The organism is Nocardioides sp. zg-DK7169, assembly GCF_013155365.1.
GTDB lineage: Bacteria > Actinomycetota > Actinomycetes > Propionibacteriales > Nocardioidaceae > Nocardioides.
Map to the genome: position 1 here is coordinate 83,718 of NZ_JABJRA010000003.1, position 23,878 is coordinate 107,595.

General features: G+C 72.4%; 23 protein-coding genes. 17 read left to right on the plus strand and 6 right to left on the minus strand.

What is annotated here, in order from left to right; translation table 11 throughout:
• Positions 1 to 5: 5 nt before the first annotated feature.
• Positions 6 to 1,397, plus strand: coding sequence for a hemolysin family protein (locus HOQ23_RS05455; protein WP_172212603.1), 1,392 nt, complete (start codon positions 6 to 8; stop codon positions 1,395 to 1,397).
• Positions 1,397 to 2,407, plus strand: coding sequence for a hemolysin family protein (locus tag HOQ23_RS05460; RefSeq protein ID WP_172212605.1), 1,011 nt, complete (start codon positions 1,397 to 1,399; stop codon positions 2,405 to 2,407). Before HOQ23_RS05455 ends, HOQ23_RS05460 begins: the two co-directional genes overlap by 1 nt.
• A gap of 45 nt (positions 2,408 to 2,452) precedes the next feature.
• On the opposite strand, the gene HOQ23_RS05465 is transcribed toward HOQ23_RS05460, so the two are convergent.
• Positions 2,453 to 3,238 (minus strand): enoyl-CoA hydratase/isomerase family protein, encoded by a 786-nt coding sequence (locus tag HOQ23_RS05465; protein ID WP_172212607.1) that lies wholly within the window; start codon positions 3,236 to 3,238, stop codon positions 2,453 to 2,455.
• A gap of 126 nt (positions 3,239 to 3,364) precedes the next feature.
• Between HOQ23_RS05465 and HOQ23_RS05470 the strand changes: the two genes are divergently transcribed.
• Entirely contained in the window at positions 3,365 to 4,303 is a 939-nt protein-coding gene (locus HOQ23_RS05470; RefSeq protein WP_367650383.1) for a DNA-3-methyladenine glycosylase, read from the plus strand.
• 27 nt (positions 4,304 to 4,330) lie between these two features.
• Positions 4,331 to 6,472 carry a hypothetical protein gene (locus HOQ23_RS05475; RefSeq protein ID WP_216653738.1) on the plus strand — a complete coding sequence of 714 codons (2,142 nt, stop codon included), beginning with the start codon at positions 4,331 to 4,333 and terminating at the stop codon, positions 6,470 to 6,472.
• Positions 6,473 to 6,513: 41 nt separating this feature from the next.
• Here the strand turns inward: HOQ23_RS05475 and HOQ23_RS05480 are convergent, their stop codons facing one another.
• Positions 6,514 to 7,773 (minus strand): phosphatidylserine/phosphatidylglycerophosphate/cardiolipin synthase family protein, encoded by a 1,260-nt coding sequence (locus HOQ23_RS05480; RefSeq protein ID WP_367650384.1) that lies wholly within the window; start codon positions 7,771 to 7,773, stop codon positions 6,514 to 6,516.
• A gap of 74 nt (positions 7,774 to 7,847) precedes the next feature.
• Here HOQ23_RS05480 and uvrB point away from each other — a divergent pair, with 74 nt between their 5' ends.
• Complete coding sequence (gene uvrB / locus HOQ23_RS05485; protein ID WP_172212609.1) at positions 7,848 to 9,971, plus strand: excinuclease ABC subunit UvrB; 2,124 nt, start codon at positions 7,848 to 7,850, stop codon at positions 9,969 to 9,971.
• Positions 9,972 to 9,995: 24 nt separating this feature from the next.
• Here uvrB and HOQ23_RS05490 read toward each other — a convergent pair whose 3' ends face one another.
• Complete coding sequence (locus HOQ23_RS05490) at positions 9,996 to 10,565, minus strand: DUF1707 domain-containing protein (RefSeq protein WP_172212611.1); 570 nt, start codon at positions 10,563 to 10,565, stop codon at positions 9,996 to 9,998.
• Positions 10,566 to 10,612: 47 nt separating this feature from the next.
• Here HOQ23_RS05490 and HOQ23_RS05495 point away from each other — a divergent pair, with 47 nt between their 5' ends.
• The 3 genes from HOQ23_RS05495 to HOQ23_RS05505 all read left to right on the plus strand — a co-directional run bounded on the left by HOQ23_RS05495 (position 10,613) and on the right by HOQ23_RS05505 (position 12,826).
• A complete protein-coding gene (locus tag HOQ23_RS05495) occupies positions 10,613 to 11,050 on the plus strand; it encodes a VOC family protein (protein WP_172212613.1) in 438 nt (145 codons plus the stop codon).
• A 19-nt stretch (positions 11,051 to 11,069) separates the two neighbouring features.
• Entirely contained in the window at positions 11,070 to 12,356 is a 1,287-nt protein-coding gene (locus HOQ23_RS05500; RefSeq protein WP_172212615.1) for an MFS transporter, read from the plus strand.
• A gap of 68 nt (positions 12,357 to 12,424) precedes the next feature.
• Entirely contained in the window at positions 12,425 to 12,826 is a 402-nt protein-coding gene (locus HOQ23_RS05505) for an MmcQ/YjbR family DNA-binding protein (protein WP_172212617.1), read from the plus strand.
• On the opposite strand, the gene HOQ23_RS05510 is transcribed toward HOQ23_RS05505, so the two are convergent.
• Positions 12,807 to 13,499: an ion channel gene (locus HOQ23_RS05510; RefSeq protein WP_367650385.1), complete on the minus strand. Its 693-nt coding sequence runs from the start codon at positions 13,497 to 13,499 to the stop codon at positions 12,807 to 12,809. The genes HOQ23_RS05505 and HOQ23_RS05510 overlap by 20 nt on opposite strands.
• Positions 13,500 to 13,653: 154 nt before the next feature.
• Between HOQ23_RS05510 and HOQ23_RS05515 the strand changes: the two genes are divergently transcribed.
• From HOQ23_RS05515 to HOQ23_RS05535, 5 genes are all read left to right on the plus strand, one after another.
• A complete protein-coding gene (locus HOQ23_RS05515) occupies positions 13,654 to 14,622 on the plus strand; it encodes an NAD(P)/FAD-dependent oxidoreductase (protein ID WP_172212619.1) in 969 nt (322 codons plus the stop codon).
• A gap of 11 nt (positions 14,623 to 14,633) precedes the next feature.
• Positions 14,634 to 14,825 (plus strand): ferredoxin, encoded by a 192-nt coding sequence (locus tag HOQ23_RS05520; RefSeq protein ID WP_172212621.1) that lies wholly within the window; start codon positions 14,634 to 14,636, stop codon positions 14,823 to 14,825.
• 4 nt (positions 14,826 to 14,829) lie between these two features.
• Positions 14,830 to 15,750: a 3-oxoacyl-ACP reductase gene (locus HOQ23_RS05525; protein WP_172212623.1), complete on the plus strand. Its 921-nt coding sequence runs from the start codon at positions 14,830 to 14,832 to the stop codon at positions 15,748 to 15,750.
• Entirely contained in the window at positions 15,750 to 16,505 is a 756-nt protein-coding gene (locus HOQ23_RS05530) for a glucose 1-dehydrogenase (protein ID WP_172212625.1), read from the plus strand. The genes HOQ23_RS05525 and HOQ23_RS05530 overlap by 1 nt, the downstream gene beginning before the upstream one ends.
• Positions 16,506 to 16,589: 84 nt before the next feature.
• Positions 16,590 to 17,093, plus strand: coding sequence for a pyridoxamine 5'-phosphate oxidase family protein (locus tag HOQ23_RS05535; protein ID WP_172212627.1), 504 nt, complete (start codon positions 16,590 to 16,592; stop codon positions 17,091 to 17,093).
• A gap of 47 nt (positions 17,094 to 17,140) precedes the next feature.
• Here HOQ23_RS05535 and HOQ23_RS05540 read toward each other — a convergent pair whose 3' ends face one another.
• A complete protein-coding gene (locus HOQ23_RS05540) occupies positions 17,141 to 17,746 on the minus strand; it encodes a TetR family transcriptional regulator (RefSeq protein ID WP_172212629.1) in 606 nt (201 codons plus the stop codon).
• A gap of 220 nt (positions 17,747 to 17,966) precedes the next feature.
• On the opposite strand from HOQ23_RS05540, the gene HOQ23_RS05545 reads away from it, so the two are divergent.
• The 3 genes from HOQ23_RS05545 to HOQ23_RS05555 are packed head-to-tail and all read left to right on the plus strand — an operon-like array spanning position 17,967 to position 21,052.
• On the plus strand, positions 17,967 to 19,220 hold the full coding sequence (locus tag HOQ23_RS05545; RefSeq protein ID WP_216653743.1) for a glycosyltransferase family 4 protein: 1,254 nt from the start codon (positions 17,967 to 17,969) through the stop codon (positions 19,218 to 19,220).
• The gene (locus HOQ23_RS05550) at positions 19,207 to 19,932 is read left to right on the plus strand and encodes a class I SAM-dependent methyltransferase (protein ID WP_172212633.1); all 726 of its coding nucleotides are present in this window, start codon (positions 19,207 to 19,209) and stop codon (positions 19,930 to 19,932) included. Before HOQ23_RS05545 ends, HOQ23_RS05550 begins: the two co-directional genes overlap by 14 nt.
• Positions 19,925 to 21,052 carry a prenyltransferase gene (locus HOQ23_RS05555; RefSeq protein ID WP_172212635.1) on the plus strand — a complete coding sequence of 376 codons (1,128 nt, stop codon included), beginning with the start codon at positions 19,925 to 19,927 and terminating at the stop codon, positions 21,050 to 21,052. Before HOQ23_RS05550 ends, HOQ23_RS05555 begins: the two co-directional genes overlap by 8 nt.
• On the opposite strand, the gene HOQ23_RS05560 is transcribed toward HOQ23_RS05555, so the two are convergent.
• Positions 21,020 to 21,673, minus strand: a complete 654-nt coding sequence (locus HOQ23_RS05560; RefSeq protein ID WP_172213165.1) for a class I SAM-dependent methyltransferase — start codon at positions 21,671 to 21,673, stop codon at positions 21,020 to 21,022. The two genes, HOQ23_RS05555 and HOQ23_RS05560, sit on opposite strands and share 33 nt — an antisense overlap.
• A gap of 83 nt (positions 21,674 to 21,756) precedes the next feature.
• On the opposite strand from HOQ23_RS05560, the gene HOQ23_RS05565 reads away from it, so the two are divergent.
• Positions 21,757 to 23,835: an acyl-CoA dehydrogenase gene (locus HOQ23_RS05565; protein WP_172212637.1), complete on the plus strand. Its 2,079-nt coding sequence runs from the start codon at positions 21,757 to 21,759 to the stop codon at positions 23,833 to 23,835.
• Positions 23,836 to 23,878: the final 43 nt, after the last annotated feature.

Sequence of the window (23,878 nt, forward strand, 5' to 3'; positions counted from 1 at the left end):
GGCCGATGACACCGGTCCTCTCCCTCCTGCTCGGCATCCTCGTGATCCTCGTGATCACCGCCTTCACCGGGTACTTCGTCGCCCAGGAGTTCGCCTACATGGCGGTCGACCGCTCCCGGCTGAAGGCCCGTGCCAGCGCCGGCGACGCCCTCGCCCGGCGCGCCCTCCAGGTCACCGGACGCACGTCGTTCATGCTGTCCGGCGCCCAGCTGGGCATCACCGTCACCGCCCTGCTCGTGGGGTACGTCGCCGAGCCGCTGGTCGGCTCCGCGATCGGTGAGCTGCTCGGCGGCGTCGGCGTACCGACGGGCGTCGGTGTCGTGATCGGCACCGTGCTGGCGCTGCTGCTCTCGACCGGCGTGCAGATGGTCTTCGGCGAGCTCTTCCCGAAGAACCTCGCGATCGCCCGCCCCGAGCCCGTCGCCCGGGCCCTCGCCGCCTCCACGCTGATCTACCTCAAGCTGCTCGGCTGGCTGATCTGGGTCTTCGACCAGTCCTCGAACCTGCTGCTGCGCGCGCTGCGCATCGAGCCGGTCCACGACGTCGAGCACTCCGCGACGGCGCGCGACCTCGAGCACATCGTCGCCGAGTCCCGTGCCGCGGGCGACCTGCCCGAGGAGCTGTCCATGCTCCTGGACCGGGTGCTGGACTTCCCGGAGCAGAACGTCGCCCACGCCATGATCCCGCGCGTGCACGTCGACACCGTCGAGGGCGACATGAGCATCGCCGAGCTGCGCGCGACGATGGCAGGCGGCCACTCCCGCTACCCGGTGCTCGACGAGGACGACCGCGTCGTCGGCGTCGTGCACCTCATCGACGTCCTGGAGTTCACCGGCGACGCCGAGCAGAGCCGCGCCGGGGACCTGGCCCGCGACCCGCTGATGCTGCCGACCGCGATGCGGCTCCCCGACGCCGTGCGCGAGCTCGCGCGCACCCGCAACCAGCTCGCCTGCGTGCTCGACGAGCACGGCGGGTTCGACGGCGTGATCACCGTCGAGGACCTGGCCGAGGAGCTGGTCGGCGAGATCACCGACGAGCACGACCTCCAGGCCGAGCGGCTGCTGGCCGTGGACCTCGCCGCCGACGCCTCCTCGTCCTCCTGGACCCTGGCCGGCAGCCGGCACATCGACGAGGTCGAGCGGGCCATCGAGCACGACCTGCCCGAGGGCGACTACGAGACCGTCGCGGGCCTGCTCATCGACCACCTCGGCCGCTTCCCGGACGTGGGCGACGTGATCACCGTCGAGCTCCCGCTCGACCCCAGCACCTACGCCGACAGCGAGGACCCCCAGCCGGTCCTGGCCACCTTCGAGGTCCTCGAGGTCGAGGACCACATCCCTGCATCGGTCCGGCTGACGCTGGCCACCGACGCCGTCCTCGAGGAGGGCCGGTCCTGATGGAGAACCCCTGGGTGGTCGTCACCGCCACCGTCGCCATCATCGCGCTGAGCGCGTTCTTCGTCGCCGTGGAGTTCGCGCTGATCGCGGCTCGGCGCCACCGCATCGAGGAGTCCGCCACGACCAGCCGCTCCGCGCGCGCGGCGCTGCGCAGCTCCTCGGAGCTGACGCTGCTCCTGGCCGGGTCCCAGCTGGGCATCACGGTCTGCGCCCTCGCGCTGGGCGCGATCACCAAGCCGGCAGTGCACCACTGGCTCACGCCGCTCTTCGAGGACTGGGGCCTCGCGCTCTGGCTCGCCGACGTGGCCGGCTTCGTGCTGGCGCTGGTGATCGTCACCTTCCTGCACCTCGTCGTCGGCGAGATGGCGCCGAAGTCGTGGGCGATCGCGCACCCCGAGCGCTCGGCGATCATGCTGGCGCTCCCGATGCGCGCCTTCATGTGGCTCACCCGCCCGCTGCTGCACGCGCTCAACGAGTCCGCGAACTGGTGCCTGCGCCGGGTCGGCGTGGACGCCACCGACAGCGTGTCCAGCGGTCAGGACCCCGCCGCCCTGCGTGAGCTGGTCGAGCACTCGGCCAACGTCGGTGCGCTCGACGCGAGCTACACCGCGCAGCTCTTCGGGGCCCTCGAGCTCGAGACGATGACGCTGGCCGACATCGTGCGCCGCGCGCGGGTCGTCTCCGTGCCCCGCTCGGGGACGGCGGCCGACGTGGTGGCCGCGTCGCGGGCCTCGGGCCACCTGCGGATCCTGGTGGCCGACGCGGACGGCCGGGTGACCGGCGCGGTCCACGTGCGCGACACGCTCGCCCTCGAGGCGGACACCTCCGTCGAGGCGCTGGTCCACCCGGTCGCCCGGCTCGCCGGGACGACGACGGTGTACGACGCGCTCGCCCGGATGCGGCGCGACAGCAGCCACCTCGTCCTCGTCGAGGAGGAGGGCCACGTGGTCGGGGTCGTCACGATCACCGACCTGCTGCGCCAGCTGTTCCCGTACGTCGCGGCCGCCTGACGCCCGCAGCCGCGCCGCCTCCCGGCGGGGGCCCGCACCCGCGGGTCACCAGCCGGGAGGCAGCCCGGTGAAGTCGGGCTCGCGCCCCTCGGCGAACGCGCTCAGCGCCTCGAAGTTGGCCGGGCCGCCCATCAGCTCGGCGAACGCGGCGTTCTCGCGCACCCGCGCGGCGTCGATCTCGGCGCGCAGCGGGGCGCTCATCGTCCGCTTGACGGCCATCAGGCTCGAGATCGGACGCGCTGCGAGCACCGCGGCGTGCCGGGTCGCCTCCGCCAGCAGGTCCTCGGGCTCGCAGACCCGCCACACCAGGCCCATCTCGAGCGCCTGGGTGGCGTCGATCCACTCCGAGGACATCAGCATCCACGCGGCGTCCTGGCGCCCGACGAGGCGAGGGAGCAGGTAGGACGACGCTGCCTCCGGTGCCACCCCGAGCGAGGTGAACGGGCACTTCAGCCGCGCGGTGCTCGCCATGAACGCGAGGTCGGCGAACCCCAGGATCGTGGCCCCGATGCCCAGGCCGATCCCGTTGACCGCGCAGACGAGCGGCTTCGGGAAGTCGACCAGCGTGTCCAGGAGCCCGACGAACCCGTGCTTGCCCGGCACGAAGCCGGGGTCGGTGGTGCGCGCGTGCATCTCGCGCAGGTCGGTCCCTGCGCTGAACGCGCGCCCCGCACCGGTCAGCAGCACCACCGCCACCCCGGGGTCCTCGGCCGCGGCGAGCAGCGCCTCGGCCGTCGCGTCGTACAGCGCCTCGTCGAAGGCGTTGAGGGCCTCGGGACGGTCCAGCACGATCGTGCGCACCCGTCGGTCATCGGAGATCTGCAGCGTCATGGCCGCAGACTAGAACAGGTTCCAGATCGACTGGGCCCCGTCGGTCGCGTGGCCCTCTCGCTGGACGAGCCGGTCGAGACCGCGGCGGGTTCGGCGGCTGTCGGTGCGCGGGGTTAGCGTCGAGGGGTGAGCACCTCCTCCGCCCGCCTGCGGGTGTGGCGCCCGGCGTGGCCGGCGACGCCGCACACCATGCGTGCGCTGCGCCGCGGGCCGGGGGACCCGACCTACCAGGTCGACGAGGCCGGACGGCACTGGCGCGGCATCCGCACGCCGGAGGGGCCGGCGACGCTCGTCCTGCACGCCCGCAACGACCTCGGCGCGATCGAGGCGAGGGCGTGGGGCCCGGGCGCCGACTGGGCGCTCGCCTCCGTCCCCGACCTGCTCGGCGACAGCGACGACTGGCGCGGGTTCGAGCCGCGGCACCCGGTGCTGGCCGAGGCGTGGCGACGCCACCCGCACCTGCGCCTGGGGCGCACCGGCCTCGTGCTGGAGGCGGTGGTCCCCGCGGTGCTGGAGCAGAAGGTGACCGGGCAGGAGGCGTTCGCGGGCTTCCGGATGCTGGTGCAGCGCTACGGCGAGCCCGCCCCCGGCCCGGGCGCGGACCGGCGGCTGCGGCTCCAGCCCGACGCCGCGACGCTGCGTCTCGTGCCGTCGTGGGCCTGGCTGCAGATGCACGTCGACGGCGCCCGCTCCCGCGCGGTGGTGACCGCCGCTCGGGTCGCGGACTCCCTCGAACGCACCGTCGGGCTGCCCGGCGACGAGGTGGACCGGCGGCTGCGCTCGCTGCCGGGGTTCGGGGTCTGGACCAGCGCCGAGGTGCGCCAGCGCGCCCACGGCGACCCCGACGCGGTGTCGTTCGGCGACTACCACGTGCCCAAGGACGTCGGGTGGGCGCTGACCGGGAGGCCCTTCGACGACGCCGAGCTCGAGGCGTTCCTCGAACCTTGGCGACCGCACCGCGGCCGGGTGCCGCTGCTGCTCGCGGTCGCGGGCCTGCGGCGTCCCCGGCACGGCCCGCGGATGGCGCCGCGCACCCATCTGCCGGCCCGCGTGACCCGCCGCTGAGGGCACCGCGCCGCTAGGCTCTCCAGGATGGAGGCAGCCGAGGACGTCTCGCGCCGCCCCGGCACGACCACCCGCCGGCGGGTGCCGCGCTGGACGGCCAGGGTGCTGAGCGTCCTCGGTGTGCTGTGCCTGGTCCTCGGCATCCTCGCCGGGGTCCTGAACCGGGAGGTCGCCGACGGCGGCGCCTTCGCCGCGCACGCCGACGCGGTGCGAGCGGACCCCGAGGTCGCGCACCAGCTCGCGGTCCGGCTCACCGACCGGATCCTCGAGATCGACCCCGAGCTCGTGGCCCTGCGCCCCCTGGTGGAGAGCACCGCGTCCACCGTGATCGCCAGCGACGCCCTCGGGCCCGTCGTCCGCTCGGTGCTGGAGCCGCTCCACGACGCGATGGTCTCCAACGACCAGGACCAGGTCGTCCTGCGCATCGCCGACGTGGCCGCGGTGCTGGTCGCGGCGCTGCGCGAGATCGCCCCCGACGTCGGCGCCAGGATCCCCGACGACCTCGAGGTCACCCTCGCGGAGATCGGCGGGCAACAGCTGACCTCCGAGCTGATCGAGACCGCCCAGGTGGTCTCGCTGCTCTCGTGGCTGCTGCCGCTGGTCGGCGTGCTGCTGCTGGCCGGCGCCGGGTTGCTGCGCCGGCGCACCTGGGACTCCGCGCTGCGGGCGGTCGGGACGGGCGCCCTGGTGGTGGTCGCGGTGCTCGTCGTGGCCAACGTCGTGACCGGCGTGGTCCTGGCCGCCGTCGCCGGCGACGACCTCTCCGGGGCGCTGACCCTCGCGATCTGGGACGAGCTCGACGATCCGTTGTGGCGCACCACGGCGGTGGTGGGTGCGCTCGGGCTGCTGGCCTCGCTGGTGGCCGCACCGGAGGCCCGGCAGTCCCCGGCCTCCCTCGCCGCCCGCGGACGCGAGCTCGCGATCGGCACGGCGACGCCGCGGGTGACCGCCCTGCGTGGCGCGGCGCTCCTCACCGTCGGCGTGCTGCTCGCGGTGCGCCCGCTCCAGGTGTTCGCCGCGCTGCTGGTCGGGCTCGGGCTGGTGGTCGCGCTGGCCGGTCTCGTGGAGGTCGGGCGTGCGCTCGTCACCTACCTGGAGAGGGTCGCGCCGCGGCCCGGGCACGCCTACCGCACGCTGCTGCGCGGCACCGCGGCCGCGCTCGTGGTGGGCCTCGTGGCGGGCACCCTGCTCCTCGGTGGCTGGCCCACGCAGTCGCCGTACCCCGTCTCGCGCGTCGACGACCGCGGGTGCAACGGCCACGTCGATCTCTGCGACCGGCGCTTCAACGAGATCGCCCAGGTCGCCACGCACAACTCGATGTCGGCGGTCGACGAGAGCGGCTGGTTCCTCGGCGAGCAGCCCACCGGGGTGATGGGCCAGCTCGAGGACGGCGTCCGGGTGTTCCTCATCGACTCCTGGTACGGCCAGACGACCGACCGCGAGGGCGTGGTGGCCACCGCCGAGGAGAACCGTTCCAGCGCGCTGGAGGAGGCGGAGGAGACGTACGGCGAGGCCGTGGTCCAGTCCGCACTGCGGGTCCGCTCGGCGCTGTCGCTGGACCCGACCGGCCCGCCGGAGCCCTACCTGTGCCACGCGCTGTGCGAGCTCGGCTCGACGGCGTGGACGCCCCTGATGGGCGAGGTCGAGGAGTGGCTCGAGGCCAACCCGCGCGAGGTGGTCACGTTCTTCATCCAGGACGAGGTCAGCCCTGAGGACACCGCGGCGGTCTTCGAGGACGCCGGCCTGCTGCCCTTCGTCCACACCCCCGAGCGCGGGAAGCCGTGGCCGACGCTGGCGGAGATGATCGACTCCGGCAAACGGGTGCTCGTGCTGCACGAGAACACCAGCGGCGGGGACGAGTACCCCTGGATCCTCGACGGCACCGTCTGGTCCCAGGACACGCCGTACTCCTTCGAGAGCCCGAAGGACTTCAGCTGCGAGCTGTTCCGCGGGCGCGCGGTCGCACCGCTGTTCCTGGTCAACCACTGGCTCAGCAACTTCACGACGCGGGTCGCCAACGCGCAGCGGGTGAATGCGGAGGACGTGCTGCTGCCGCGGCTGGAGAAGTGCTGGCGCGAACGCGGCCAGATCCCCAACTTCGTCGCCGTCGACCACTACAACCTCGGCGACGTGCAGGGTGCCGTCGACGAGATCAACGGTGTCGCCTGACGGTCGTCCTCGCTGGTCGGCGGGACCCGTGACAGCGACCCTCAGAGCAGCGGGCGTAGCGGGGCGAGCACGTTCTCGGTGAACTTGCGGTGCAGGTCGCGCGCGGCCCACTCGCCGGCGGTCAGCTCGAGGGAGTGCGACTGGTCGACCTCGAAGATCTCCTCCAGCGTCCGGGCCAGGCCCTCGTCGAAGATCTCGACGTTGATCTCGTAGTTGCCCTGGAGGCTGAGCCGGTCGATGTTCGCGGTGCCGACCGTGCTCCAGCTGCCGTCGATGGTCATCGTCTTGGCGTGCACCATCGCGTCGCGGTAGCGGAAGATCCGCACGCCGGCGTCGAGGAGCTGGCTGTAGTAGCCGCGCGAGATCCAGTCGGCCACCACGTGGTTGGACTTCAGCGGCACCAGCACCCGCACGTCCGCCCCGCGCCGGGCCGCGGCCTTGAGGGTGTCGACGAAGTCCTGGTCGGGCAGGAAGTACGCCGTGGTCAGCCAGACCCGCCGGTAGGAGCGGTTGATCGCCTCGATGTAGAGGTTGCGGATCGGGAACATCCACAGCCGCGGCACGTTGCGGTGGATCCGGATCTGCGGCTCCCAGGTGGAGCCGGTGTCCAGCAGCAGCGGCTGCTCGCTGGAGCGCAGCCGCCGGCGGCGGTTGAGGTTCCAGAAGTCCGCGAAGGCCCGCTTGAGGTCCCACACGGCCGGCCCGGTGATCCGGATGTGGGTGTCGCGCCACTCGGTCTCGTACGCCGAGCCGATGTTGTAGCCGCCCACGAACGCCTCGGAGTCGTCGACGACGAGGATCTTGCGGTGGTCGCGGCCGTAGCGGGTGACGTCGAAGAAGCGCCAGCCCGCGGCGTACGACGGGAAGCGCAGGACCTTCATCCGGCGGGGGAAGTGCTTGAAGCGGGGGGAGACCACGAGGTTCCCGAAGCCGTCGTAGATGCAGTAGACCTCCACGCCGCGGGCCGCCGCGTCGGCCAGCGCCTGCTTGAACCGCTCGCCGACCTCGTCGCCCTTCCACAGGTAGGTCTCGAACAGCACCTGGCGCTGCGCGCCCTCGATGGCGGAGAGCATGTCGGCGTAGAGGTCCGCACCGTAGGTGTAGGTGGTGACGGTGCCGTCGCCGATGTCGACGGTGCGCGGCGGGGTGACCGGGAACGGCTTCGGCTTCTTGCCGCGGCGCCGGTAGGAGTCGACCAGCGACATCGCGATCGCGAGCATGAACGGGGTGGCGATGAGTCCGGCCAGCGTCCTGCGCAGGATCATCAGCAGGTGGTCGTTGCGCGGGGTGGGACTCGTCACGGGAGCCAACCTAGTCAACGCCGCCGCGAAGCGCGCGTCCCCGGTTGTCGGGGGCCGCGTCTAGGCTCGGTGTCATGCGACCGGTCACCGATCTCGAACGCCGCGTGGCGCCCTTCAAGGTCGTCTCGGACTACTCACCCTCCGGCGACCAGCCGTCGGCGATCGCGGAGATCACCAAGCGGGTCAATGCCGGCGTCCAGGACGTCGTGCTCCTCGGTGCCACCGGCACCGGCAAGACCGCGACGGTGGCCTGGGTGGCCGAGCAGGTCCAGCGCCCGGTGCTGGTGCTCCAGCCCAACAAGACCCTCGCCGCGCAGTTCGCCAACGAGCTGCGCCAGCTGTTCCCCGACAACGCGGTCGAGTACTTCGTCAGCTACTACGACTACTACCAGCCCGAGGCCTACGTCCCGCAGACCGACACCTACATCGAGAAGGACTCCTCCATCAACGAGGAGGTCGAGCGGCTGCGCCACAGCGCGACCAACTCGCTGCTGACCCGCCGCGACGTCATCGTGGTCTCCACGGTCTCCTGCATCTACGGCCTCGGCACCCCGCAGGAGTACGTCGACCGGATGCTGCGCCTGCGGGTCGGCGAGGAGCACGACCGCGACTCGATCCTGCGCCGCCTCGTCGAGATCCAGTACACCCGCAACGACATGTCCTTCACCCGCGGCACCTTCCGGGTCCGCGGCGACACCCTCGAGATCTTCCCGGTCTATGAGGAGCACGCCGTGCGCATCGAGTTCTTCGGCGACGAGGTCGAGCGGCTGATGACGCTGCACGCCGTCACCGGAGAGGTGCTCACCGAGGACGAGGAGCTCTACGTCTTCCCGGCCTCGCACTACATCGCCGGCCCCGAGCGCATGGAGCGCGCGATCGCCGGCATCGAGGCCGAGCTCGAGCAGCAGCTGGCCCGCTTCGAGCGCGAGGGCAAGCTGCTGGAGGCCCAGCGGCTGCGGATGCGCACCACCTACGACATCGAGATGATGCGTCAGGTCGGGTCGTGCTCGGGCATCGAGAACTACTCGATGCACATGGACGGCCGGGCGCCCGGCAGCGCCCCCAACACGCTGCTCGACTACTTCCCCGAGGACTTCCTGCTGGTCGTCGACGAGTCCCACGTCGCGGTCCCGCAGATCGGCGGCATGTACGAGGGCGACATGTCGCGCAAGCGCAACCTGGTCGATCACGGCTTCCGGTTGCCCAGCGCGATGGACAACCGGCCGCTGCGCTGGGAGGAGTTCCTCGAGCGGATCGGCCAGACGATCTACCTCTCCGCGACCCCGGGCGACTACGAGCTCGACAAGGTCGGCGGCGACACCGTCGAGCAGATCATCCGCCCCACCGGCCTGATCGACCCCGAGGTCGTGCTCAAGCCGACCAAGGGCCAGATCGACGACCTGATCCACGAGATCCGGCTGCGCACCGAGCGCAACGAGCGGGTCCTGGTCACCACGCTGACCAAGAAGATGTCCGAGGACCTCACCGACTACCTCCTCGACGCCGGCATCCGCACCCGCTACCTGCACTCCGAGGTCGACACCCTCAAGCGCATCGAGCTGCTCCGCGACCTGCGCCTGGGCCAGTACGACGTCCTGGTCGGCATCAACCTGCTGCGCGAGGGCCTCGACCTGCCCGAGGTCTCCCTGGTCGCGATCCTCGACGCCGACAAGGAGGGGTTCCTGCGCTCGGACAAGTCGCTGATCCAGACGATCGGGCGCGCGGCGCGCAACGTCTCCGGCCAGGTGCACATGTACGCCGACAAGATGACGCCGTCCATGGAGAAGGCCATCGAGGAGACCAACCGGCGTCGCGAGAAGCAGGTCGCCTACAACACCGCCCACGGCATCGACCCGACGCCGCTGCGCAAGAAGATCGCCGACATCACCGACATGCTCGCCCGCGAGGACGAGAACACCCAGGCGCTGCTGGAGACCTGGGCCGGCACCGAGGCCAAGGGCCGCGCCGGCGGCGTCAAGGCCAAGCAGCCGGTCCCGGCGCTGGGCGCGGACGCCGGCAAGCACGCCGCCGACCTGGCCGGCATGCCGAGCGCCGACCTCGCCCAGCTGGTCCAGGACCTGACCGACCAGATGAAGAACGCCGCGGCCGAGCTGCAGTTCGAGGTGGCGGCGCGGCTGCGCGACGAGATCTCCGAGCTCAAGAAGGAGCTGCGCCAGATGATCGAGGCCACCAAGTAGCACCGGCCTCGCGCGGGGCCTGGCTCAGAAGCCGGGCGGCAGGATCTTCCGCTGGCGCTTCAGGGCCTTGGCGCGCTGGCGCTCGATGCGGCGCACGTGCTCCTCGATCCGCTCACGGCTCCCGACGGCGGTGCGCAGCAGGTTGACCAGCGTCACCGCCATCACGATCAGCGGCCAGGGGAAGTAGGGGTCGAACCCGCCGCTGCCGAACGAGGTCGCGACCCAGATCGCCCAGCAGATCAGCGTGGGGCCGATGAAGCCGAGGACCGCGGAGCGCCGCTCCGCGGCGTAGCGGCGCTCGGCCTCACGGCGTACGTCGGCCTGGTTGAGCGGCACCGGCAGGCCGGACCCCGTGGTGGTGAGGGTGACCGGCACCAGGTCGACGACGAGCGCCGGGATCTCGCCGTAGGTCTTGAGCGCGTCCGCCGCGGCGCTGCGCTCGTCGAGCTCGTCGCGGTCCAGGCGGCCGTCGGCGTAGGCCTGGCCGAGCAGCTGCTGCACGACGCTGCGGTCGGTGTCCGAGGCACGCAGTACGGCGTGCTGCGGCAGTCGAGGATCCAGGCTGAACCCGGACCACGGGTCGTCGTTGCTCACCGCACAATCCTAGGTGGCCTGTCCGTGCCGGGGTCTAGGTTCGGGTCATGAGCGAAGGACGTGAGATCCAGGTGACCGTCGACTGCGCCGATCCGCGGGCGCTCTCCCTCTTCTGGAACGCCGTGCTCGGCGACCAGCTGCCCCCACCGCCACCCGGCTTCGGCTCGTGGGACGACTTCTCCGCGAGCCTGGCGCCCGAGCAGCGCAACAGCGCCTCGGCCAGTGAGGACCCCGCCGGTCGTGGGCCCCGGCTGTTCTTCCAGCGGGTCCCGGAGCCGAAGGCGGTGAAGAACCGGCTCCACCTCGACGTCCGGGCCGCGCCGGGCCTGACGGGAGACGAGCGGATGGCCGCGCTCGAGGCCGAGGCCGAGCGCCTCGTCGGCCTCGGGGCACGCCGCCTGGAACGGCACGAGCCCGCGCCTCCGATGGCGGCCGGCCACCTGGTGCTCGCGGACCCCGAGGGCAACGAGTTCTGCTTGGACTGAGGCTCCTACACTCCGTGGGGTGAGCGACCGTCCCGAGCCCTGGGTCGGGAAGGCCGTCGCCGTCTGGGTCACGGGACTTCTCGTCTACGTGCTCGCGGTCTTCCACCGCTCGTCGCTGGCCGTGGCCGGCCTGGCCGCCAGCGAGCGCTTCGACATCTCCGCCTCGCAGCTGGCGACGTTCACGATGCTCCAGCTGCTGGTCTACGCGCTGATGCAGATCCCGGTGGGCCTCGCGGTCGACCGGGTCGGCCCGCGCCGGGTGCTCCTCACCGGGCTGAGCCTGATGACGCTGGGCCAGCTGCTCTTCGCCGTGGCGGAGAGCTACCCGCTCGCCGTCCTGGCCCGGGTGCTGGTCGGCTCCGGCGACGCGATGGTCTTCATCTGCGTGCTGCGGCTGGTCGTCTCGTGGTTCCCGCCGCGCCGGGTCCCGCTGTTCACCCAGCTCACCGGCATGCTCGGCCAGCTCGGCGCGATCGTCGCCGCGGCGCCGATGACCTGGGCGCTCGGCACACTGGGCTGGACCCGCGCGTACGCCGTCGCCGCCGGCCTCGGACTCGTCGTCGGCCTCGCGGCGTTCCTGCTGGTCCGCGACTCCCCGCAGGGCCGGGCCGCGCCCGCGGGGCGCCTGGACGTGCGCGACCTCGGGCGCGGGCTGGCCGAGTCCTGGCGCCACCCCGGCACCCGGCTGGGCTTCTGGATCCACTTCAGCACGCCGTTCAGCGCCAACGTGCTGAGCATGCTGTGGGGCTACCCGTTCTTCGTGCGCGGCGAGGGCCGTACGTCCGCCGAGGCGGGGCTGCTCCTGACGATCATGGTGGTCGCTGTGATGGCAGCCGGGCCGGTGCTCGGCTGGCTCGTCGGTCGCCACCCGTGGCACCGCTCCACCATGGTGCTCACGATCCTGGCGGCCATCGTCACGGTCTGGACGGTCGTCCTGGCCTGGCCCGGGGAGGCGCCGTTCGGGGTGCTGGTGCTCCTCGTGGTGGTCACCGGCGTCGGCGGGCCCGCCTCGGTGATCGGCTTCGACATCGGACGGACCTCCAACCCGCCGCAGCGCCAGAGCAGCGCGACCGGCGTGATCAACCAGGCCGGCTTCTACGCCACGCTGCTGCTCGTGGTGGTGATCGGGCTGGTGCTGGACTGGCGCACGCCGGAGGGATCGGCCTACACCCAGGAGGCGTTCCGCTGGGCGATGGCCAGCCAGTACGTCTTGTGGACCGTGGGGATCGTGCAGATCCTGCGCTACCGGGTCCGCACCCGGCGGGTGGTCGACCGGGCCGCGCTCCAGGCTGGCGCCACCGCCTGACGGCCCACCCGGTGACAGGCCGGTGACAGGCCGGTGACAGGGCCGGCGGCGGCTGCCACGATGCCGGGATGGACGTGGAGACGATGACCGCGCGCGCCCTCGCGTTCCCCGGTGCCTGGGCGGACAACCCCTGGGACCACGAGCACCCGGTCGTGAAGGTGGGGCCGGGGGAGCGCGGCAAGATCTTCGCGTTCCTGCGCACCGGCGCGGTGGGGGTCAAGTCGGCGCGCACCCGCGAGGAGGCCGACGAGTGGCTGCACCGCTACCCGCGCGACGTCGCGGTGATGGCCCACATCGGTCGCTGGGGATGGAACGACCTGGGCTTCGGCGGCGCGATCCCGGACGACGAGCTGGTCGCGGCGCTCGAGGAGTCCTACCGCCTCGTCGTCGCCGGGCTGCCGGTGCGGCTGCGCCCGGACGGCTGGGAGGACCCCGGCCGGGCGTCGGCCGTCAGGACGCCCGGCGGTTGACGGTCAGGCCGACCAGGCGGGCGACCACCAGCGCCACGTAGAGCACGCCGGTCACCATCTCGACCATCACGATCGAGCGCGCGTGCGCGGCCACCGGGGCGACGTCGGAGAGCCCGACGCTGGTCAGCACCGAGAACGACAGGTAGAGCAGCTCGAACCAGTCCCGCGAGGCCCCGCCCTCGGCTCCGACGAACGAGCCCGGCCACACCACCTGCGCCGCGGCGTACAGGTAGGCGAAGCCCCAGGCCACGACCGTGAACGCCGCCCCGGTCGCGTAGAGCTCGTCGCGGGTGACGCGGTCGTCGTGGAAGAGGTAGCGGACCATCGCGTGGGAGACGTAGAAGTAGAACGGCGCGTGCAGCAACGCCGAGACCAGCACGACCCAGCCGGTGTCCGGCGTGATCGCCTCGACGACCGTGAACGCCATGGCGGGGGCGCCCAGGAAGATCGCCACCCAGCTCAGCGCAGGGGTACGGCGCACCGCCCACACCGCGATCGTCACCACGCCCATCTGCACGACCCCGAGCACCGCCCGCCCCGCCGCGGTCCCGTCGAGGAACGGGTAGGCGAGCACCGCGACGAGCTGGGCGCCCAGCAGTACCGCGGAGGGGTGGGTGCCGAGGACCTTGTGCACGCTCGGCGGCGGCACGCTCGGGGGTCGGGGGGCGCTCACCCGCAGATCGTAGGGGCTGGGTGCGTCCACACGCCGCACCTGCGTGACGAGGCCGGGACCGGTCTGCTAAAGTAGAACCTGTTATAGAAATGGGCCGTCTGGACCGCAGCGTGGGGTCTTGAGGCCGCGCCGGGGGAGGGGAAGGATCGCGGTTGTGACCGTGGACACAGACCTCCTGATCATCGGCGCCGGCCCGACCGGCCTCTTCGCCGCCTACTACGCGGGGTTCCGCGGACTGCGCACGGCGCTGGTCGACTCGCTGCCGGAGCTCGGCGGCCAGGTGACCGCGATGTACCCCGAGAAGCAGATCCTCGACATCGCCGGGTTCCCGACCGTCAAGGGGCGCGACCTGGTCGCGGGCCTCGTCGAGCAGGCCAACACCGCCAAGCCCGAGTACCTCCTCGAGCGCACCGCCCAGACCCTCGAGCACGACGACGACGGCGTCACGGTCGGCCTCGACGACGGCACCGTGGTGCGCGCCGGCGCGGTGCTGATCACCGCCGGCATCGGCCGGTTCTCCCCGCGTCCGCTCCCGGCCGGCGAGGGCTGGCTGGGCCGCGGCCTGGAGTTCTTCGTGCCGAGCTTCGCGCCGTACGCCGGGCGCGACGTCGTGATCGTCGGCGGGGGAGACAGCGCGTTCGACTGGGCGCTGCACCTCGAGCCGGTCGCGTCGTCGGTGACGCTGGTGCACCGCCGCGACGCCTTCCGCGCCCACGCCCGCACCGTCGAGCAGGTGCGCGCGTCCTCGGTGCGGATCGTGACCAACGCCGAGGTCAGTGCGCTGCGTGGCGAGGGCACCGTGGCCGAGGTCGACGTGGTCGTCGGCGGCGAGACCACCACCCACCCCGCGCAGGCCGTGGTCGCCGCGCTGGGCTTCGTCGCCGACCTCGGCCCGATCCAGGGCTGGGGGCTCGAGGTGTCCAAGCGTCACGTCATCGTCGACCCCTCGATGCGCACCAACCTCCCGCGGGTCTTCGCCGCCGGCGACGTCACCGACTACCCCGGCAAGGTGCGCCTGATCGCCGTCGGGTTCGGCGAGGCCGCCACCGCCGTCAACAACGCCGCGGTGGCGATCGACCCCAGCGCCAAGGTTTTCCCCGGTCACTCGAGTGAAGGAAGCTAGGAGACGCCACGATGAGGATCAAGGTCGACTTCGACCTGTGCGAGTCCAACGGGCTCTGCGAGGCGATGGCCCCCGAGGTGTTCGAGCTCGACGACGACGACTTCCTCCAGCTCAAGGTCGAGCAGACCACGCCGGAGAACGTCGACCACGTCAAGCGCGCCGCGGCGGCCTGCCCGCGCGCCGCCATCACCCTGGAGGACTGAGCACGTGCCCGCAACCGCCCCGCTCGACCCACGACTCTCCCTCGACGGCCGGGTCGCCGTCGTCACCGGCGCCGGAGCCGGCCTCGGCCGCGCCGAGGCCCTCGCCCTGGCCGGCGCCGGGGCCCGGGTCGTGCTCAACGACCTGCCCGGTGCCGCCGACGAGGCCGCGGAGGAGATCCGCGCCCTGGGCGGCCAGGTGCGCGTCGTGGAGGGCGACGTCGCCGAGCGCAGCACCGCCGACGCGATGCTCGCCGCGGCGGTGGACGACTTCGGGTCCCTCGACGTGGTCGTCAACAACGCCGGGATGACCCGCGACCGGATGCTGTTCAACATGAGCGACGAGGAGTGGGACGCGATCGTCCGCGTGCACCTGCGCGGGCACTTCCTGCTCTCGCGCAACGCCGCGTCGTACTGGCGCGGGCGGGCCAAGGAGACCGGGGCGCCGGTGTACGGGCGGGTCGTCAACACCGCCTCCGAGGCGTTCCTCGCCGGTCCGCCCGGCCAGGCCAACTACGCCGCGGCCAAGGCCGGCATCGTCGCCCTGACGATGTCCACCGCCCGCGGCCTGGACCGGATCGGCGTGCGGGCCAACGCGATCTGTCCGCGCGCCCGCACCGCGATGACCGCGGAGGTGTTCGGCGCCGACGAGTCCGGTGCCGAGATCGACCCGTACTCACCCGCCCACGTGGCCCCGGTCGTCGCCTACCTCGCCTCGCCGGCCGCCGCGTCGATCACCGGCCAGGTCTTCGTCGTGTACGGCGGGATGGTCGCCCTGGTCGCGGCCCCCGTCGTCGAGCAGCGCTTCGACAGCAGCGGCGCGGTCTGGGACCTCGCGGACCTCGACAAGCAGGTGGGGTCCCACTTCGAGGGACGCGACCTCTCGCGGGGCTTCTCCGCGGACTCGATCATGGCGCTGGAGGCCTGATGGGCCGGCTGGCCGGCAAGGTCGCGATCGTCACCGGCGCGGCGATGGGGCAGGGCGCGGGCATCGCGCGCGCCTACGTCGAGGAGGGTGCCCGGGTGGTGCTCGCCGACGTGGCCGAGGAGGCGGGGCGCGACCTCGCCGACGAGCTCGGCGAGGGCGCGCACTTCGTGCGCCACGACGTCGGCGACCCCGGCTCGTGGACCGCGCTCGTGCACGAGACCGAGCGTCGCTTCGGTGCCGTCTCGGTGCTCGCGAACAACGCCGGGATCCTGCGCTTCGGCCAGATCGACTCGATGCCGGTCTCCGAGGTCGAGACCCTGTTCCGGGTCAACCAGCTCGGCTGCTTCCTCGGCATGCAGGCCGTGGTGCCCAGCATGCGCGAGCACGGCGGCGGCGCGATCGTCAACGCCTCCTCGGTCGAGGGCCTGGCCGGGATGGCCGGCTGCACGGCGTACGCCGCGACCAAGTGGGCGATCCGCGGGATGACCAAGTGCGCGGCCATGGAGCTCGGCCCGCAGGGCATCCGGGTCAACTCGGTGCACCCCGGCATGATCGACACCCCGATGACCCGCGTGCACGGCGGCGACGCCGCGATGGAGTACGGCGCGTCGCGGGTCCCGCTGCGTCGTGTCGGGCACCCCGGCGACGTGGCACCGCTCTACGTCTTCCTCGGCAGCGACGAGAGCGCCTACATCAACGGCGCCGAGATCTCCGTCGACGGCGGCGTCACCGCGACGCACGCCTTCGGCGGCTGAACCCCCGGACGAGCACCCGCTCGCCGGTCCCCGCCCCGGCACCACGCCGGGCCCCCGCACGACCACGACAGGAGCCCCCTGCCCATGGCCAAGCAGCGAACCCAGATCGTCATGACCGAGGAGGAGATCGACGCCTTCCTCACCGAGCAGCGCAACGCCACGGTGGCCACCGTGGGCGCGCACGGCGGCGTCCACCTCGTCGCGATGTGGTACGCCTACCTCGACGGCAAGGTCTACCTGGAGACGAAGGGCAAGTCCCAGAAGGTCCTCAACATGCGCCGCGACGGGCGGATGAGCTTCCTCGTCGAGGCCGGGCAGACCTACGACCAGCTGCGCGGGGTCGCCCTCGAGGGCACCGGCGTGGTCGTCGAGGACGACCCGGAGCTGTTGTGGAACGTGTGCGTCAACGTCTTCGAGCGCTACAACGCTCCCTACACCGAGGAGCTGCGCCCGTTCGTGGAGACGATGATGCACAACCGCGTGGTCGTGCGGCTCGACGTCGACCGGTCCCGCAGCTGGGACCACCGCAAGCTCGGCCTGCCGGCCATGGAGCTCGGCGGCTCGACCGCCGCGTCCGTCGGCGTCTGAGGCGCGGGACCACGCCGGCGGTCTCGGCCGCCGGCGTCGGGTCCGGCTCAGCGCTCGCGCAGCAGCAGGTTGACGGCGACCTCGATGTGGCGCGCGGTCTGGGCGGCGCTGTTGCGGCCGGTCACCCAGGCCACCAGCGCGGAGAGCCACACGTCGCCGAGCACGCGGGCGATGGCCACGTCGTCCTCGGTGAGCTCCTCGCGGTCGGGGTTCATCGCCCGGGTCAGCATCCGGGTCAGGATCATCCCGACAGCGTGGATCTCCTGGGCGACGGAGGCGTCGGCGAACATGAACGCCCGGGTCAGCGCCTCGGTGAGGTGGGAGTCGCCCTGCATGCCGCGGCTGGTGCGCTTCAAGATGTTGATCACCCGCTCGGCGGGGGTGTCGCCGACGGCCGGACGGTCGCGCAGCACCGTCTCGGCGCGCTCGAGCTCACGGCTCAGCGCGCTGACCAGCAGGTGGATCTTGGAGGGGAAGTAGCGGTAGAGGGTGCCCAGCGCGACGTCGGCCCGCTCGGCGACGGCGCGCATCTGCACGGCGTCGAAGCCGCCTTGGGAGGCGAGCTCGATCGTCGCGTCCAGGATCCGCTTGCGCCGGTCGCGCTGTGCTGCGGATCCGAGCTCCTCGACGCTCAGCGAGTTGGCGCTGGTCACGGTTCTACCTCTTGCCGGTTGGGGTGATCGGATGTGTGGCGTGCCTCACGGACCTGCGCCGGAGCCCGGGGTCCGGGCCGACGCGGTGTCCCCTAGGCTACCAATGCGTAGACCATGATAGGAACACGTTCTACTTTGCTGGGCTCGGGGCGCGTCTGCGCTGCAGGTCGCGGCGAGTCCCGGTGATCACCTCGAGAAAGGCCACAGTGTGCGGATCGCGATGCTGTCCTACCGCAGCCATCCCCACACCGGTGGGCAGGGCATCTACCTGCGCCACCTGAGCAGGGAGCTGGCCAACCTGGGCCACCAGGTCGAGGTGATCTCCGGCCAGCCCTACCCCGAGCTCGACCACCCCGGCGTCACGCTGACCAAGGTCCCGAGCCTCGACCTGTACCGCCAGCCGGACCCGTTCCGCGTCCCGAAGCTGCGCGAGTTCCGCGACCGCATCGACGTGGAGGAGTTTGCCACGATGTGCATCGCGGGGTTCCCCGAGCCCAAGACGTTCAGCCTGCGCGCGGCGAGGCTGCTGAAGGACCGCGTCGACGACTTCGACATCGTCCACGACAACCAGGTGCTGGGCTACGGCATGCTCGAGATCGAGAAGCTCGGCCTGCCGCTGATCACCACGCTGCACCACCCGATCACCTTCGACCGGCGCATCGACATCGCCCAGACCCGCAACCCGTGGCGCAAGTTCACGCTGTGGCGCTGGTACGGCTTCCTGCGGATGCAGGCCAAGGTCGCCCGCGCGGCGCGCCGGATCATGACGCCCTCGGAGGCCTCCAAGCGCGACATCGCCACCGACTTCGGGGTGGACCCGGCGAGGATGCAGGTCATCCTGCTCGGCGTCGACGACGGCTTCGTGCCGCCGTCGAAGCCGCGGGTGCCCGGCCGGATCCTGGCGATGGCCAGCGCCGACGCCCCGATGAAGGGCATCGCCACCCTGCTGGAGGCCTTCGCCAAGCTGCGTACGGAGCGCGACCTCGAGCTGGTCCTCGTCACCAAGCCCCGCCCGGGCGGGCGCACGGAGAAGCTCATCGACAAGCTCGCGATCGCCGACTCGGTGCACTTCGTGTCCGGCGTCAGCGACGCCGAGCTCGTCGAGCTGATGGGCTCTGCGGAGATTGCTTGCGTCCCGTCGCTCTACGAGGGCTTCTCGCTGCCCACCGCGGAGCTGATGGCGTGCGCGACGCCGCTCATCGTCTCGCGCGCCGGCGCGATCCCCGAGGTCGTGGGCCCCGACGGCGAGTGCGCCGACCTGGTCACCCCCGGCGACGTCGGCGAGCTGGGCGCGGCGCTGGCCGCGCTGCTCGACGACCCGGAGCGGCGCGAGCGGATGGGGCGCGCCGGTCGCCGGCGCGTCGAGGAGCTGTTCAGCTGGCGAGCCGTGGCCACCAAGGTCGCGGCCGCCTACGAGGACGTCATCGCCGAGTACCGGCGCGAGCAGGAGGAGCACACCGATGCTGACCGTTGATTTCGACCGCCTCGGCCTGCGGCCCGGCGACCGGGTGCTCGACATGGGCTGCGGCGCCGGGCGCCACGCCTTCGAGATGTACCGGCGCGGCGGCGACGTGATCGCCTTCGACATGGACGCCGACGAGCTGGCCAAGGTGCGCGAGCTCTTCGTGGCGATGAAGGAGGCCGGCGAGGTGCCGGCCGGCGCCGAGGCCGACGTCAAGGAGGGCGACGCCCTCGCGCTGCCGTTCGCCGACGGCGAGTTCGACCGGATCGTGGCCGCCGAGGTGCTCGAGCACATCCCCGCCGACATCCAGGCGATCCAGGAGCTGGTGCGCGTGCTGCGTCCCGGAGGCACCCTCGCGGTCTCGGTGCCGCGCTGGTTCCCCGAGGTCGTGAACTGGAAGCTCTCCGACGACTACCACAACGTCGAGGGCGGCCACATCCGCATCTACACCGACAAGGAGCTGACCGACAAGGTCACCAAGGCCGGTCTGGTGTTCGAGGGGCGCGACTACGCCCACGGCCTGCACTCGCCGTACTGGTGGATCAAGTGCGCGGTGGGCGTCGAGAACGACGGCCACCCGCTCGCCCGGGCGTACCACAAGCTGCTGGTCTGGGAGATCATGAAGCAGCCCAAGGTGCTCCAGGTCGCCGGCCGGGTCCTCGACCCGCTGATCGGCAAGAGCATGGTGCTGTACTTCCGCAAGCCCGAGAGCGCCGATGTCTGACCCCGTCGGCGACGCGGTCGACCTGGCCCGGGTGCCCTGGGTCCAGGGCGTGCTGACGGCAGCCGACGTGGCGCAGACCGCCGCCTCCATCGCGGCGATGCAGGAGCCGTGCGGCTCGGTGCCGTGGACGACCGACGAGCACACCGACATGTGGAACCACGTCGAGGCCGCGATGGCGATGCTGGTCGGCGGGCAGGTCGAGGCCGCCGAGCGCGCCTACGACTGGGTGCCGACGATGCAGCGCTCCGACGGCTCGTGGCCGATGAAGATCGTCGGCGGCGAGGTCGAGGACCCGCGCGGCGAGGTCAACATGTCGGCGTACTTCGCCGTCGGGCTGTGGCACCACTGGCTGGTGCGCTCCGACCTGGCCTACGTGCGCCGCCACTGGACCTCCGTGCGCGCGGGGCTGGACTGGGTGGTCTCCCAGCAGCTCGCGTTCGGCGGGATCAACTGGACCCCCGAGGAGGAGGGCGCGCTGCTGGCCGGCTCCTCGAGCATCTACCAGTCGCTGCGCGCAGGCGTGGCCCTCGCCGACCTGCTCGGCGACCCGCAGCCGGAGTGGGAGCTCGCCGGTGGTCGCCTCGGCCACGCGCTGCGCGAGCACCGCGACCTGTTCCTGGACAAGGCCAAGCACTCGATGGACTGGTACTACCCGGCCCTCGGCGGGGCCGTGCGGGGCGCGGACGGCCTGGCGATGATCGACGCCAAGTGGGACCACTTCGTGCGTCCCGGGCTCGGCATCCTGTGCGTGGACACCAACCCCTGGGTCACCGGCGCGGAGACCTGCGAGCTGGTGATGGCGCTGGACAACCTGGGCGACCACCGCCGGGCGCTCCAGCTGTTCGCCGACATGCAGCACCTGCGCGCCGAGGACGGCAAGTACTGGACCGGCTGGGTCTACGGCGACGACGTCAACTGGCCGCCGGAGTGGACGACGTACACCGCCGCCGCGGTGGTCCTGGCCGCCGACGCGCTGGGGGAGACCTACGGCCACAGCACGCCCGGCTCGGGGATCATGCGCGGCTCCTCGCTGGCGCCGCACTTCCGCGAGCTCGCCCTGGAGTGCGGCTGCCCGTCCCCGGAGGTCTCAGCCGACGGGGTCCCCGGCCACGCCGGCTGAGCGGCGCAGCACCCGCATCGAGCCGACCGTCTCCACCTCGGTGAAGGCGCCGCTCTCGAGCGCGCGCAGGAAGACGTGGTACGGCGGCTGCCCGCCGTCCGCGGGGTCGGGGAAGACGTCGTGGATGACCAGCAGCCCGCCGGGCATCACCCACGGCGCCCAGCCGGAGTAGTCGTTCTGCGCGTGCTCCTCGGCGTGCCCACCGTCGATGAAGAGCAGCGACAGCGGTGTGCGCCAGTGGGCGCTCACCGTGGTGCTGCGCCCGACGACGGCGACCACCTGGTCCTCGAGCCCGGCCCGGGCGAGGGTGCGGCGGAAGACCGGGAGCGTGTCCATCAGGCCGGACTCCTCGTCGACCAGGGTGGGGTCGTGGTGCTCCCACCCGGCCTGGTTCTCCTCCGAGCCGCGGTGGTGGTCCACGGTGAACACGACCGCCTGCGGGCCGCCCACCTCGCGTGCCGCGGCGCCCAGGTAGATCGCCGACTTCCCGCAGTAGGTCCCGACCTCCAGGACCGGACCGTGCACGAGACGCTCGCACGCGGCACGGTGCAGCAACAGGCCCTCGTCCTCGGGCATGAAGCCCTTGGCCTCGCGGGCGTGGGCGAGCAGGTCGGCTGGCATCTCGGTCACGACCGCAGCCTATAGAGTCAGAACACGTTCTACTTTCGTCGGGCCAGGGGTCCGCGGCACGGGAAGGTCGAAGCATGTCGATCGGGATCTCCGAGGAGCACGTCGAGCTCGCAGCGACCCTGCGCAAGTGGGCGTCCTCGCTGGGCGGGACGGAGCTGACCCGCACCGCGGAGGAGGACGCCCACGCGACCTTCGCCGAGGCCTGGTCGGCGGCGCAGGAGATGGGGATCACCACCATCGCGCTGCCCGAGGCGGCCGGCGGCGGCGGTGGCACGGTGCTCGACGTGGCGGTCGCCCTCGAGGCCTGCGCGCACGAGCTGGTCCCGGGCGCGTTGCTCGGTCCTGCCGTGGCGAGCCTGCTGCTCGGCTCCTCCGAGCACGCCGCGACCCTCGCCGAGGGCGCGGTCGTCGGGCTCGCGCTGGGCGACGTCGTCTGGGACGCCCCCCAGGCCACCCACGTCCTGCTCGCGACGCCGGGCGACGCCTGGGTGCTCGCCCCGCGGGAGGCCGTCGAGCTTGACCTCGCCGCGCCCGGGCTCGACCTCACCCGCCGGTTCGGCACGGTCCGTCTGGTCGACGACGCGGCGGCCGTCGCGGTGCCCGGTCTCACCACCGCCCGGGTCCGGCGCGCCGCGGTCACGCTGGCGGCCGCGGAGGCCTCCGGCCTGGCCCGCTGGTGCCTGGCGACGGCGGTCGACTACGCCAAGGTTCGCGAGCAGTTCGGCCGCAAGATCGGCAGCTTCCAGGCGATCAAGCACCTGTGCGCCGAGATGCTCGAGCACGCCGAGACCGTCACCAGCCTCGCGTGGGACGTCGCCAACGCGGCCGACGCCGGCGACGACGCGCAGTGGACCTACGCCAGCGACGTGGCCGGTGCCCTCGCCTTCGACGCCGCCCTGGAGGTCGCGAAGTCCTGCATCCAGGTGCTCGGGGGGATCGGCTTCACCTTCGAGCACGACGCGCACTTCTACTACCGGCGCGCCAGCGCCCTGCGCGGCCTGCTCGGCAGCAGCGACGCCGCCGCGCTCCGGCTCGCGTCCCGCGCGGCCGCCGGCGAGCGTCGCCGGCTCGACGTCGACCTGGAGGGACGCGACGAGGCGCTGCGCCCCGAGGCACGCGACACCGCCGCCCGGATCGCCGCGCTCCCGGACGCCGAGCGCCGCGCCGCGCTGGTCGACAGCGGCTACCTGACCCCGCACTGGCCCACGCCGTACGGCCTGGGCGCGGACGCGGTGCGGCAGCTGGTCATCGACCAGGAGCTCACCCGCGCCGGCGTGGAGCGACCGGACCTGGTGATCGCCGGGTGGGCGCTCCCGACCATCCTCGAGCACGGCACCGAGGAGCAGCGCGAGCGCTTCGTGCGGCCCTCGCTGCTCGGCGAGCTGGTGTGGTGCCAGCTCTTCTCCGAGCCCGGCGCCGGATCGGACCTCGCCTCGCTGCGCACCCGCGCCGAGCGGGTCGAGGGCGGCTGGCGCCTCAGCGGGCAGAAGGTGTGGACCTCGGTGGCCCACCGCGCCGACTGGGGCATCTGCCTGGCCCGCACCGACCCCGAGGCGCCGCAGCACCGCGGGATCACCTACTTCCTCGTCGACATGCGGAACTCCGAGGGCATCGAGGTCCGCCCGCTGCGCGAGATGACCGGCGAGGCGCTGTTCAACGAGGTCTTCCTCGACGACGTCTTCGTGCCCGACGGCTGCGTGGTCGCCGAGCCCGGTGACGGCTGGCGGCTGGCCCGCACCACGCTCGCCAACGAACGCGTCGCGATGGCCTCCAGCCGCCTCGGCACCAGCACCGAGCGGGCCGTCGAGCTCGCCGCAGCGGGTCTTGGCGAGGCCGACCTGGTCAAGGTCGGCCGCGCCGTCGCGCTCTCGACCGTCTGCTCGCTGCTCGGCGTGCGGACCGTCATGCGCTCGCTGGCCGGACGCGGACCTGGCCCGGAGTCGTCGGTGGCCAAGCTGCTCGGCGTCCGCAGCCGCCAGGAGGGCTCCGAGCTGGTGGTCGCGCTCCAGCAGGACCGTCTCGTGGTGCCCGACGAGCAGCTGCGCGCCGACCTGTGGGAGATGCTCAGCACCCGCTGCCTGTCGATCGCGGGCGGTACGACGCAGGTCCTGCGCAACGTCGCCGGCGAGCGGATCCTCGGCCTGCCGCGCTGAGCCTCGGCGGTCTGTCGCGCCTGTCGCTGCTCTTGCTGGCCGC

Excerpts from the sequence above, each read along its gene's own strand:
- HOQ23_RS05455 (WP_172212603.1), top strand. The coding sequence starts at position 6 with ATGACACCGGTCCTCTCCCTCCTGCTCGGCATCCTCGTGATCCTCGTG.
- HOQ23_RS05460 (WP_172212605.1), top strand. The coding sequence starts at position 1,397 with ATGGAGAACCCCTGGGTGGTCGTCACCGCCACCGTCGCCATCATCGCG.
- HOQ23_RS05465 (WP_172212607.1), bottom strand. The coding sequence starts at position 3,238 with ATGACGCTGCAGATCTCCGATGACCGACGGGTGCGCACGATCGTGCTG.
- HOQ23_RS05475 (WP_216653738.1), top strand. The coding sequence starts at position 4,331 with ATGGAGGCAGCCGAGGACGTCTCGCGCCGCCCCGGCACGACCACCCGC.
- uvrB (WP_172212609.1), top strand. The coding sequence starts at position 7,848 with ATGCGACCGGTCACCGATCTCGAACGCCGCGTGGCGCCCTTCAAGGTC.
- HOQ23_RS05495 (WP_172212613.1), top strand. The coding sequence starts at position 10,613 with ATGAGCGAAGGACGTGAGATCCAGGTGACCGTCGACTGCGCCGATCCG.
- HOQ23_RS05505 (WP_172212617.1), top strand. The coding sequence starts at position 12,425 with ATGGACGTGGAGACGATGACCGCGCGCGCCCTCGCGTTCCCCGGTGCC.
- HOQ23_RS05520 (WP_172212621.1), top strand. The coding sequence starts at position 14,634 with ATGAGGATCAAGGTCGACTTCGACCTGTGCGAGTCCAACGGGCTCTGC.
- HOQ23_RS05530 (WP_172212625.1), top strand. The coding sequence starts at position 15,750 with ATGGGCCGGCTGGCCGGCAAGGTCGCGATCGTCACCGGCGCGGCGATG.
- HOQ23_RS05535 (WP_172212627.1), top strand. The coding sequence starts at position 16,590 with ATGGCCAAGCAGCGAACCCAGATCGTCATGACCGAGGAGGAGATCGAC.
- HOQ23_RS05545 (WP_216653743.1), top strand. The coding sequence starts at position 17,967 with ATGCTGTCCTACCGCAGCCATCCCCACACCGGTGGGCAGGGCATCTAC.
- HOQ23_RS05550 (WP_172212633.1), top strand. The coding sequence starts at position 19,207 with ATGCTGACCGTTGATTTCGACCGCCTCGGCCTGCGGCCCGGCGACCGG.
- HOQ23_RS05555 (WP_172212635.1), top strand. The coding sequence starts at position 19,925 with ATGTCTGACCCCGTCGGCGACGCGGTCGACCTGGCCCGGGTGCCCTGG.
- HOQ23_RS05560 (WP_172213165.1), bottom strand. The coding sequence starts at position 21,673 with ATGCCAGCCGACCTGCTCGCCCACGCCCGCGAGGCCAAGGGCTTCATG.
- HOQ23_RS05565 (WP_172212637.1), top strand. The coding sequence starts at position 21,757 with ATGTCGATCGGGATCTCCGAGGAGCACGTCGAGCTCGCAGCGACCCTG.